The organism is Synechococcus sp. H55.9, assembly GCF_047462355.1.
GTDB lineage: Bacteria > Cyanobacteriota > Cyanobacteriia > Thermostichales > Thermostichaceae > Thermostichus.
The window spans coordinates 1-11,029 of the sequence record NZ_JANSJB010000089.1 but is presented as its reverse complement, the minus strand read 5'-3'; the positions used below and the strand labels follow the sequence as shown (position 1 = coordinate 11,029).

Genomic DNA, 11,029 nt, shown 5'->3' with positions numbered 1-11,029 from the left:
TCATTGGTGTTTACTTTTTTACCTTCTAAGTGCTCCGCGCTGCTAGCGCCCTCACCCCCGGCCCCTCTCCCGGAGGGGGTCAGCCCTCACCCCCGGCCCTTCTCCCGGAGGGAGAGGGGAGTTAGGGGTAGCGCTCCGCCTCGCCAGTGCGTTCGCGGCGGCGTTGCGTAGCAATAACGACGTAGAGAAACGTTTCATTGACTACAAAACCTGAGGTGTTGGGCAAATGATGCTGGGCGGGGGGTAACGGTTCTGGGAGCAGTATTCCCTCTCTGCAGTGAATGGGCTAGGACTGCATTTGGCTCATCGCCTCTAGGTCCAACACTTTGGCCACCTGTTCCGGGCTCATCAAGTTGCGCTCCAACAGGATTTGGCGGATGGGTTTGCCGGTTTCCAGGGAGAGCTTGGCTATCTCTGCCGCCTGCAAATAGCCAATGTAGGGGTTGAGGGCGGTCACCAGAGCGAGAGTTCCTTCCGCATAGCTGCGGCACCGCTCCGGGTAGGGGATGATGCCTTGAATGCAGCGCTCGGCGAAGACCCGCAGGCTGTTGTTCAAGATCTGCAGGCTGTGCAGAAGGTCGTAGGCGATGAGGGGCATCATCACGTTCAGCTCAAATTGCCCCGCCTGAGCACAGAGGGTGATGGCGGTGTCCAGCCCGATCACCTGGAAGCAGACCATGTTCAGCATCTCGGCCAGCACCGGGTTGTACTTGCCGGGCATGATGGAGGAGCCGGGCTGCACCGGCGGCAGTTGAATCTCCTTGAGGCCGGTCTTGGGGCCGGAATCCATCAGCCGCAGGTCATTGGCCAGTTTGATGCCGTCCTGGGCCAGGTTGCGCAGGGATCCCGACAGGTGCACAAAGGGGGCCATGCTCTGCATCGCTGCCATGGGATGGGGAGCCGGGGTGAGGGGCAACTGGGTGTAATCCGCCAGCCGCTGCACCACCTGTTGTCGGTACTGGGGGGGGGTGTTGAGGCCGGTGCCGACCGCGCTGCCCCCCAACCCTAAGCTGCACAGAGCCTGGCTGGCCTCCTCGATCCAGCGGCGGTGCTGGGCAAAGATGGCCGCATAGGCCCCAAAGCTGTCCCCCAGCCTTACAGGGACAGCATCCTGTAAATGGGTGCGACCGGCTTTGAGGATGCCGCGAAACTCTTGGGCCTTCTGCTCCAGTGCCGCCACCAGGTTGTCCAGTGTGACCAACAGATCCCGCCGCACCCGCGACAGGGCGGCCAGGCGGATGGCGGTGGGGATCACGTCGTTGGTGGACTGGCCGTAGTTGACGTGGTCGTTGGGGCTGACCCGCTCGTAGCGTCCCTTGGGCTCCCCCAGGATCTCCAAAGCCCGGTTGGCCAGCACCTCGTTCACATTCATGTGGTGAGAGGTGCCCGCCCCCGCCTGGTACACATCCACCACAAATTGATCCCGCAGAGATCCCTGGAGGATCTCGTCTGCTGCTTGGACAATCGCCTTGGCCACCTCTGCCGGAATGCAGCCCAGCTCGCCGTTGACTTCAGCCGCCGCCTTTTTGATCAGCACACAGGCTTCCACGTACTCTGGCAGAGGCCTGAGGCCGCTGATGGGAAAGTTCTCCAGGGCGCGGGCGGTTTGGATGCCGTAGTAAACCGATTGGGGCAGTTGTCGCTCCCCCATCGAGTCTCGTTCGCTGCGCACTTGCGGCGGAGTAGTCTCTGGAACCATGGCCGGATGATGTTTGGGGGCCGCCGCTTCAGCCGGCAGGCAGGGATCCCTTTTCCTGGAGGGCGGCCAACTGTTGGCCGATGCGCTCGTTGTTTTCCGCCAAAACCAGTACCATGGCCGCGCAGGCCAGATGGACTCCGGCCCGAAATTCCGCCGAAGACTTGTACTGGATCAGCGCCTCGCTATCCCCCTCCCGCGGGCTCAAGATGAGCTGAACCGACTTCTGGGCCAGGTCTTTTAGTTCCCGTTCCGTTAAACCCAGTTGCACCGCTTTTGCCCTCCCTGCTGGCCGACAAACAACCCTCGATCCCGTCCGGATCGCTGCTTTGGTTATCCTACCGCGGAACCTGACCGGATCCCAGGTGAGCGAGCCTTGACAACTCTTGACAGCTCTAGAAGGAGATAGAAAATGCCAGCTAGTATAGGTGCAGCATGCCTTGGCCGGCGGGCCGACAGCCGCTTGGAGAGTTCAAGTCTGTGGGTCGGCGCCGCCCAAAAGGCGTCTGCTTCTTTTGGCATTTGTCTTTGTCCTGCGTTCCGTTCAGAGAGGAAAACTTGTCCGTAGAGCGTCCACTTGACCGCTTTCCCCGCAAGCAGCGTGCAGAGCTGCCGGCCATCAACGAGCGCATCCGCTTCCCCAAAATCCGCCTCATCGATACCGACGGCACCCAGTTGGGGATCATGAGCCCGCGCGAAGCCCTGCGCCTGGCCGAAGAAAAAGACCTAGACCTGGTCTTGGTGAGCGACAAAGCGGATCCCCCCGTCTGCCGCATCATGGACTACGGCAAGTTCAAGTTTGAGAAGGAGAAAAAAGAGCGGGAGGCCCGCAAAAAACAACACACTGCCGAGATCAAGGAAGTGAAGTTTCGCTACAACATCGGCGAGCACGACTACCACGTGCGCCTGCGCAGCGCCCAACAGTTCTTGGGGGATGGAGACAAGGTGAAAGCCACGGTGATGTTTCGCGGTCGCGAGGCCCAGCACGCCGAGTTGGGGGAAGAACTGCTGCAGCGCTTGTTCAAAGACCTAGAAGGCGTAGCGGAAATGCAGCAGCCTCCCCAAAAGGAAGGGCGCAACATCACGATGATCCTCTCCCCGAAAAAATCCACCTGAGGAGGGATCCCGCCATGCCTCTTGCTGTTGGGGATCCCGCGCCGGAGTTCACCTTGCCCGATGCCGAGGGCAACTTGATCAGCTTGAGCCAGTTGCGGGGCCGGCGGGTGGTGCTCTATTTTTACCCGCGGGACAACACCCCCGGCTGCACCCAAGAAGCCTGTGGCTTTCGGGATGCCTACGCCGAGTATCAGGCCCAGGGGATCCACATCTTGGGGGTGAGCGCCGACGATGCCCGTTCCCACCAAAAATTTGCCCAAAAACTGCAGCTCCCTTTTCGGCTGTTGGTGGACGAGGGGGCCAAGGTGGCCACCGCCTACGGCGTCTATGGCCCGAAAAAGTTCATGGGCAAAGTCTATAACGGCATCCACCGCACCACCTTTGTCATCGATCCGGAGGGGAAGATCGAGGCTATCATCACCAAGGTCAAAGTGGAGACCCACGCGGCGGAGCTGCTCCAGCAGTTGACCGGCTCCTAGTCTCTCCATTGGTGGGTGCAGGGGGAGCAGCCCTGTCGGCAAAGGTGCCGAGATTAGGACAAGAAGAGAGCGGGCAGGGGATATAACGATACAAAGTGCCGGTATGGATTCCCCTGGGGCCGTGTCCCGACGCACCCGTACCACCAAGTCCATTCACGAGAGCTACCAAATTTTGGGTCTGGCTGGCCAAGGTCAGTATGGGCGCGTGTTTTGCGCCCGGCCCCGCCAAGGGGGGGAGCTGGTGGCCCTCAAGGAGCTGCCGGCGGAGCGTTTCCCCACCCCCAACCTGCTGCGGGAGCTGCGCTACCTGCTGACGTTGAACCATCCCAATATCACCCGCTGCTACGCCCTCGAACATGCCCGCGAGGGGCGGTATTTGGTGTTGGAGTACTGCGAGGGGGGCACCCTGCGGGAGCTGATCGACCAGGTGGAGCGGGGGCTGTGGCTGCCGGTCAAGCAGGTTTTGGGCTTTGTGGATCAGATCTTGGCCGGGCTGGATCATGCCCATCGCCAGGGGGTGATCCACTGCGATGTGAAGCCGGAGAACATTTTGCTCAAGCCCACACCCCAGGGCTGGCAACTGAAGCTGACGGACTTTGGCATCGCCCGCCACCCCCAACCTGCCCCCGGCGAGATCGCCGCCACCGGCTCGCCGGCCTACATGGCGCCAGAGCGGTTCTACGGCCAGTTTGGCCCCGCTTCTGACCTCTACGCGGTGGGGATCATCCTCCTGGAGCTGTTGACGGGTCAGCGGCCCTTTTCCGGCTCCCCCAGCCAGTTGATGCACGCCCACCTCAACCAGCCGTTTGTCTGCCCAGAAGGGATCCCGGCCCCGCTGCAGGAACTGCTGGAGATCACGTTGCGCAAATTGCCCTTGCGGCGGTTTCGCACGGCGGCGCAGATGCGCTCAGCTCTGGCGGTGTTTGCTCAGGAGTGGCAGGAGCCAGCCAGTTGTTGGGTTGGCCCGCACCTGTCCAGGCGATCCCCCCCCGGCCTGCAGGTCTGGGATCTGCCGGATCCGGGTTTTGTGGGCGGTGGCGGGATGGAGTCCCCGCCTGAGCAAAAGTTCTACATCTGCGAGGATCCCAGTGGCTGCCGTTCCCCGCTGCTGTTGCGAGTGACCTCCCAGAAGCTGGAGTGGCTGGAGCTGCAGACCCTTGCCTCAGGAGCGCCGCCTCTGGCCTGTTTCTCCTTGGCCGAACCGTTGCGGCAAGTGCTGCCTTTGCCGAGCTTCCCGGAGGCTTTGGCTTTTTCCAAAAGCAGCCTTTTGCACCTGAGTCCCGCGCGCATCCGTACCCTGCTGAGTTTTGCGGAGGATTGGCAGGCCACCTGGCTGGCAAAGCGGCAGGAGTTGGTCTGGGCCACCGCCCAAGAGCTGGGGGCTGTGCAGTGGCAGCCGACCGGGCCCCAGCCTTTCCCCGATTCCCATCGCTACTTTCGTTGGCCTGGCCCGCAGCCGGCTGGGACGGGATCCCTGCCCCGCTTGCTGGCCCTCTCGGATTATCTGGTTTTGCTGACCGGTGCGGGGCGGCAGTGGGTGCAGATGAGCCTTGTGCCTTATCCCACCGGCTTGCCTTTGCAGCCGGGATCCCAGCCGCTGCGCTATCGCCTACCCCTGGATCCCCAAGGGATGGCGGTCAGCCTGGGGGAACGGCTGCTCTTTGCGGCCCAGCAGGGTTGCTGCCCCTACCTCGACTCGGTACAGGTGAATCCGCTGCGGGTGCGCCGCTGGTTTTTGAGAGGGTGGCCTGTCCAGATGGTCCAAGCCCCTTGGGGTCTGCTGCTGCTGTGTCGGGAGGGAGAAGAGTTCTCGTCCCTCTGGCTGTACGGCGAAGGGGGGGATCCCTTGGCCCAGGTGGCCGTGCCCGTCGGATCTGAAGTGTTGCAGGTGGGGCAAAAGGGGCTGGTCTGGCTGCAGGTGCTGACAGCCGGGCAGTCACAGCGCTTCCAGCTTTGGCAATTGGATCTCAACCAGTTGCCTGTGGATGGCCATGCTGCCGAGGTGATCCCCTTGGAGTGAACGACTCCCGACACTCATCTTCGTTGAGTAAACACAATTCACCAATACAGTGCCGGGCTTCCCGCCGATTAAGCTAAAGACAGGACAGCCAACCCGGCACAAGGAAAATTCTTAAAAAAATTCTTGAGGTCGTCTTTTAGATCGTATTTTGGCCTCGGCCTGCCCAACTCCCGACGGTAGTGAGTTTTGTATTGCGCTGATCGTGTTGATGTTGTTGTGGAGGACGTCTTGCCATGGGTCAACATCTGCCAGAACCCTCTGCCCTGGGGGAGGATCCCAGCTTGTTGGTGGAGCGGCTGCGACGCAAAGAGGGCCGTTGGCTGGATTGGGCCAAGGCCTGCCAAAGCTTGCAGCAACAGAAAATGACTCCCCAGGCCATCTTTGAGGCGACTGGGCTTGAGCCCGCCCAGCAAAATCAGATCATCGTCGCCGCCCAGGTTTACGAGGGGATGGCCAAAGCCGGCGCCAGCCCGGCGGTTCTGGAGCATTTTGCCCACCGAGGCAGCGATATCCTCTACGAGCTGCGCATCCTCTCGCCACAGGATCGGGTTCGGGTGGCGGAATTCGTCCTCAACCGCCATTTGAATGTCGATGAAGCTCATGAGATCGCCCGTGCCGTGAAAAATTACGCCCAACTGCAACGGCTTCCGGACGGGTTTACGGATCACCCCGGCGATGCGGTGGCCTATCAAGCCTGGAGAACGGCCCAGCAAACCCGCGATCTGCAGGAGCGCACTCGGGCTATCGGTCGAGCGTTTCGGTATGTCCATAGCGATACAGCCCGCCAGCAGGTGGAGCAGCTCCTATCCACGGTTGCTGCCAGCTCCCGACCCCAACGCAGCGTTTTGCCCAAGCTGTCTGTGTTTCGCCTGGAAGAAGATCTGCCGCGCCTGCTGCCGGTGGCCGGATCCCTGCCCCTGGCGACCGACATCTGGGAACAGATCCCTGCCGGCGAGCCCCAAGGGCCTTTTGGCTGGGTCACCAGCCCGGCGGAGCAGACTTGGATGGCCTTGCCCGCTTGGCCGGTGATGCAAAAGGCCGGGGATCCGGTCGTCCTACCAGTAGAAAACGGGCTGCTGGGATCCCTGTTGGGCTTGCCGGTGGCCCCTGAGGAAGAACGGGATCCGGTCTTGCTGGTGGTGGATCGCGCTGTTCGGGTTTGGGAAGGAACGGCGGGATTTTTCCTGCTGGATCGGGCTGGACTGGTGGCAGTGGAGTGGATTGAGGATTCACCCTCCTCTCCCCTGTTGGGCCAGGTGCTGCTGGCCGTGCGCCCACCGCGGGTTTTCGATGAGGAGCTGGCTCAGGATCCCTGGCAGTTGGAAGAATAGGCCATCGCAGTGGCCTAGTTGAGCAGAGCCAAGTTATCCCGATGCACAGCGGTATCGACCCCCTCGTAGCCCAGAATGTGAGGGATCTCGGCAGTTTTTTTGCCCTTGATCTGCCGCAGTTCTGCGGCGCTGTAGTTCACCAGACCCCGTGCCACCTCCTGACCGCTGGGATCGCACAGGCGCACGGCGGCCCCCGCCTCAAATTCCCCAGAAACGGCCGTGATCCCTGCCGGCAGCAGCGAACGTCCTTGCTGGCACACCGCCCGTACCGCCCCCTCATCCAAAGTCAAAGATCCCTCGGGGATGAGGCCATAGGCAATCCATCGCTTGCGGGCGCTGGCGGGCTGGGGAGCCGGATCAAAGCGGGTGCCGATGGCCTCGCCGGCCAGAATGGCCGGGATCTGCTCAGGCCGTTTGCCGTTGGTGATCACCACCGTGACGCCTGCGGCTGTAGCAATTTGAGCAGCGGTTAGCTTGGTGGCCATGCCGCCGGTGCCCCAGCCGCTTTTTCCCTGGGCTTCGGCCTTCACCTGGAGAGGGATCCCGGGCAACACCCGCTCGATGGGCTCAGCAGACGGATCCCGGTTGGGGTCAGCCGAATAGAGCTTGTCCACATCGGTGAGCAAGATGAGCCACTTGGCCTGCACCATGCTGGCCACCAACGCCGAAAGCGAGTCGTTGTCGCCGAATTTCAGCTCCTCCACTGCCACGGTGTCGTTTTCGTTGACGATGGGGATAACCCCCATCTGCAGCAGTTGGGCAAACGTGCGATTGGCGTTCACGTAGCGGCTGCGCTCCACCAGATCGCCGCGGGTGAGCAAAACTTGGGCAATCGGCTGGTTGAGAGCCGAGAAGAGGTCATCGTAAAGGCGGATCAGCCGTCCCTGCCCCACCGCAGCCACCGCCTGCTTTTCGGCAATGGCCGTCGGTCGTTGCCGCCAGCCCAGGCGAGCACAACCTACCCCCACCGCTCCGGAGGAGACCAAGATCACCGCGTACCCCTGCCTGCGCAAGTGGGTTAGTACCTCCACCAGCGGCCCCAGCACCGAAAGGCGCAACAGGCCGGTTTGCGTGTCCGTCAGGCTGGAGGTGCCGATCTTCACCACCACCGTCACGTCTGTTGTTGCCATCCCCCTCCTCAACCCATCCCTATCTCACCATAGCGGAGGGCCATCGCTTGCCCTCAGAGTCACCACAGGCGAGAATAAAAACAGTCGAGAAAGCCATCCTCAAGCTCATCTTTCTGTCTGCCTGTGAATCCTGTTCGCACCCTCGCCGCCACCAAAGCGACCTTTTTCAGCGCCTACCCTCGCCCGATCAACGCCGTCTATCGGCGGGTGGTGGAAGAGTTGCTGGTGGAGCTGCATCTGACCACCGTCAACAGTGCCTTCACCTACGACCCGTTTTTTGCTTTGGGGCTGGTCACCCTCTACGACGGGCTGATGGAAGCTTACCACCCCCCTGAACAGCGAGAGGCCATTTTCAACGCCCTCTGTAAGGCTCTCCACCTCAAGCCGGAGGTGTTGCGCAAGAATGCCTGCGATCTGCTCGAGTTGATGCGCAGCGGGGATCCACGCCAAAGACTGGATCTCCTTTGTCTCAAACCGGGGGCGGAAGATGTGGGCGGGTTGAAAGCCATTTTGGAGCGCATGACCCAGCCTCCCTATGCCTACAGCCGGGTTTTGGCGGTTGGCCTTTACACAGCCTATGAAGTTGTAGCCAAGTCCCTTTTCAAAGAACCGGAAGAGCGCACCCGTCGCTTTTTGGAGGATGTGGTGGGCAAGCTGCCCTTCTCGGCAGAGCGGGTGAAAAAAGATCTGGAGCTCTACCGCAGCAGCTTGGATCGCATGAAGCAGGCGCGGGCCATTGTCGAAGAAATGGTGAAAGCCGCCCGACGCCAGCAGGAACGTCGCCAATCGACCGCCTCTTTGCCCGAGACTTCCGTTGCCGATCCCAAAGAACCCAGCAGCTAAGCCAAGTAGCCAGCCCAGGCTTCCACCACCTCGGGGGAACCGTACCAGCGCCGCCCACCTCGACCCGAATGGTAACAGTTGGGCAGGGTTAGGTTGACAGCCCCCTGTAAGTGGGCAGCCTGGATGGGGGTAATGCCGTCGCCCCACAGCTCTCCTTGGCCGGCGGTGAGCCAATAGCTGTTGTAGGCCAGCCAAGCCAGATAATGCTCTTGCCGCCACAGGGATCCCAGCTTCAACCTCTGCCCTTGGATGGCCTTGCCCGCCACACACACGTATTTGATCTGCGGCCAAAAGGCCCCCGGATAGTGGGTGTTGACAAAGTCCAAATTGCGCCTTGTCCAGCGCTCGCGGCTGGTGTGAGGGGATCCGAGGCTGATCAAGGTCGAGACGTGCTCCCGCCCCTGCCACACCTGTCCCCCATAGGGCACGGATCCCAGGTAGATGCGGGCAATCCAGCCGCCGGCGGAGTGGGCCACCAGGTTAACCCGCTCAACCCCAAACTCGGCCTGGGTGCGCCGAATGGTGGCCTGCAGAGCCCGTAAGATGGGCGTGACGGGCCTTCCCCCCAGTGTGGGAAACCAACTGCGCACCTGCAACGGCACCACCCGCGCCGCATAGCCGCGGGCCTCCAGCGCTTGGCGCAAAGGCTCGTATTCCGCCGCGCCCGCCAGATAACCGGGCAGGATCACCAGGGGAGCCATGGGCTAGCGGGGATACCAAAACATGCCTTTGATCCCCTCGGGGTCGGGGGTAAAGCCCAGCCGTTCGTAAAAGCTGACCACCCCCTGATCGGCAAAAAGGGTGATGTTGCTGATGTCTTGGGCGCGCAGCTCGTGGATTACCTTTTCCATCAGCCGTCTGCCCAGACCCCTGCCCTGGAAATCGGGATGCACCACCACATCCCAGATGGTGGCATTGAAGGCATGGTCAGATGTCGCGCGGGCAAAGCCGATGAGGCGACGATAGCTGCCCCGCTGCAGCCACATCGACACCACCAAGAAGCTGTGCTGCAGGGCTTTTTTCACTTTGTGCATGGGGCGACGCGACCAACCCACTGCATCGCAGAGTTCCTCCAGCTCGTACAGATCCAAGTTGGGATCCAAGCTGAAGAGGATAGTCTCCCCTCGGACCACTACTGTTTCCTGGCGACGGTCGGCCTTGGCTGTTTGCGCCGGCTCTTTGGTTGTAGCAGCCCCTGTTGACCCGAACAGGCCCTTCCAAAAGCTCATGTGAATCGCTGCGGAGTGAAAGCCCACCGCTGGGTTTGGGTGAGCGTGTCCCCAGTATAGCCAGGATCGGCAGCGAAAATGGCCGATCTGCCTAGGTGCTTCCGCGCAGGTTTGGGACGAGCCTTTGTTGGAGACTGAGAATGGAAAGTCTGGGCAAACCTATGGCTCCTCCCGGCACTGGCACCCTCGTCAATGCCCTGGCCATCCTGGTGGGCAGCGGCCTCGGCTGGGGCATGGGCAGCCGCCTGCCCGAACGCATGAGCCAAACCCTCTTGCAAGCGATGGGAGCCCTGGTGTTGGTCTTGGGGATCCAAATGGCTCTGACCCTCAGCAGTGCCGCCCAAACGCTAACGGTTTTGGTGGCCCTGGTGTCAGGAGCGGTGCTGGGGGAGTGGATCGACATCGAGGCCGCCTTCGAGCGGGTTGGCCAGGCCCTGGAGAAGCAGGTAAGCCGCCGGCTGGGTCCCAGCCCCATTACCCGCGCCTTTGTTGCCACCAGCATTCTGTTTGTGGTCGGCCCCATGACGTTGCTGGGATCCATCCGGGATGGCTTAGGGGATCCCTCGCTGTTGTTGGTGAAAGCGGCGTTGGATGGGATCGCCACCCTCGCCTTCGCCGCCAGCCTGGGCTGGGGCACCCTATTTTCGGCGCTGCCGGTGCTCTTGGTGCAGGGGGGAGTGGCCTTGTTGGCGCGGCAGTTGCAGCCGCTGTTGCGCCCAGACCTGATGGCGGCCCTAGAGGCCACCGGTGGGATCCTGATCTTGAGCATTGGCCTGAACCTGCTCGGCCTGGCCCGCCTGCGGGTGGCCAACCTGCTACCGGCTCTGTTGATCGTGGAGCTGCTGGTGGGGTTTTTCCCCGTTTGGGATCTCCGTTTCTAGTTTTCCCGGTCGGCGCTATTCCTACGCAACGCTGTCGCGAACGCGCCGCTCTAACTCCCCTCTCCCTGAGGGAGAGGGGCTGGGGGTGAGGGTGACCTCAGGGAGAGGGGCTGGGGGTGAGGGCAGCGGCGCGGAGCGCTTGGGCTGGCGGCAAAGTGTCTTCATCCGTATTTGGCCGAGCTGAGCAGTGTGACCTGCTGGATCGGCACAGCCGTGCAAGCATTCCTGGACAGTTGCGGGCACCTACGCCGATTGCAGGCGCAGGTGCTGCACCAGAGCTTGTAATCCCAACAGATAGCTTTGC

11 protein-coding genes are annotated in these 11,029 nt (G+C 61.9%); 6 read left to right on the top strand and 5 right to left on the bottom strand.

Going from position 1 to position 11,029, the window contains the following annotated elements; all coding sequences use genetic code 11:
* Positions 1–286: 286 nt before the first annotated feature.
* Together NW857_RS10755 and NW857_RS10750 are read right to left on the bottom strand one after the other, a co-directional pair.
* Positions 287–1,699, bottom strand: a complete 1,413-nt coding sequence (locus NW857_RS10755) for an aspartate ammonia-lyase (RefSeq protein WP_414368911.1) — start codon at positions 1,697–1,699, stop codon at positions 287–289.
* A 28-nt stretch (positions 1,700–1,727) separates the two neighbouring features.
* On the bottom strand, positions 1,728–1,967 hold the full coding sequence (locus tag NW857_RS10750; protein WP_414336724.1) for a hypothetical protein: 240 nt from the start codon (positions 1,965–1,967) through the stop codon (positions 1,728–1,730).
* A gap of 287 nt (positions 1,968–2,254) precedes the next feature.
* Here NW857_RS10750 and infC point away from each other — a divergent pair, with 287 nt between their 5' ends.
* The 4 genes from infC to raf1 all read left to right on the top strand — a co-directional run bounded on the left by infC (position 2,255) and on the right by raf1 (position 6,642).
* A complete protein-coding gene (gene infC, locus NW857_RS10745) occupies positions 2,255–2,812 on the top strand; it encodes a translation initiation factor IF-3 (protein ID WP_414334268.1) in 558 nt (185 codons plus the stop codon).
* Between the two features lie 14 nt (positions 2,813–2,826).
* On the top strand, positions 2,827–3,291 hold the full coding sequence (gene bcp / locus NW857_RS10740; protein ID WP_414368909.1) for a thioredoxin-dependent thiol peroxidase: 465 nt from the start codon (positions 2,827–2,829) through the stop codon (positions 3,289–3,291).
* Between the two features lie 121 nt (positions 3,292–3,412).
* Positions 3,413–5,311, top strand: coding sequence for a serine/threonine-protein kinase (locus NW857_RS10735; RefSeq protein ID WP_414368908.1), 1,899 nt, complete (start codon positions 3,413–3,415; stop codon positions 5,309–5,311).
* A 233-nt stretch (positions 5,312–5,544) separates the two neighbouring features.
* Positions 5,545–6,642 (top strand): RuBisCO accumulation factor 1, encoded by a 1,098-nt coding sequence (gene raf1 / locus NW857_RS10730; protein WP_414334273.1) that lies wholly within the window; start codon positions 5,545–5,547, stop codon positions 6,640–6,642.
* A gap of 14 nt (positions 6,643–6,656) precedes the next feature.
* Here raf1 and proB read toward each other — a convergent pair whose 3' ends face one another.
* The gene (proB, locus tag NW857_RS10725; protein ID WP_414334274.1) at positions 6,657–7,772 is read right to left on the bottom strand and encodes a glutamate 5-kinase; all 1,116 of its coding nucleotides are present in this window, start codon (positions 7,770–7,772) and stop codon (positions 6,657–6,659) included.
* A gap of 123 nt (positions 7,773–7,895) precedes the next feature.
* Between proB and psb29 the strand changes: the two genes are divergently transcribed.
* Positions 7,896–8,615: a photosystem II biogenesis protein Psp29 gene (psb29, locus tag NW857_RS10720; protein WP_414334276.1), complete on the top strand. Its 720-nt coding sequence runs from the start codon at positions 7,896–7,898 to the stop codon at positions 8,613–8,615.
* On the opposite strand, the gene NW857_RS10715 is transcribed toward psb29, so the two are convergent.
* Complete coding sequence (locus tag NW857_RS10715) at positions 8,612–9,316, bottom strand: esterase/lipase family protein (protein WP_414334277.1); 705 nt, start codon at positions 9,314–9,316, stop codon at positions 8,612–8,614. The two genes, psb29 and NW857_RS10715, sit on opposite strands and share 4 nt — an antisense overlap.
* 3 nt (positions 9,317–9,319) lie before the next feature.
* Positions 9,320–9,844, bottom strand: a complete 525-nt coding sequence (locus NW857_RS10710; protein ID WP_414334279.1) for a GNAT family N-acetyltransferase — start codon at positions 9,842–9,844, stop codon at positions 9,320–9,322.
* 161 nt (positions 9,845–10,005) lie between these two features.
* On the opposite strand from NW857_RS10710, the gene NW857_RS10705 reads away from it, so the two are divergent.
* Positions 10,006–10,725 (top strand): DUF554 domain-containing protein, encoded by a 720-nt coding sequence (locus NW857_RS10705; protein WP_414334281.1) that lies wholly within the window; start codon positions 10,006–10,008, stop codon positions 10,723–10,725.
* The last annotated feature ends 304 nt before the right edge of the window (positions 10,726–11,029 follow it).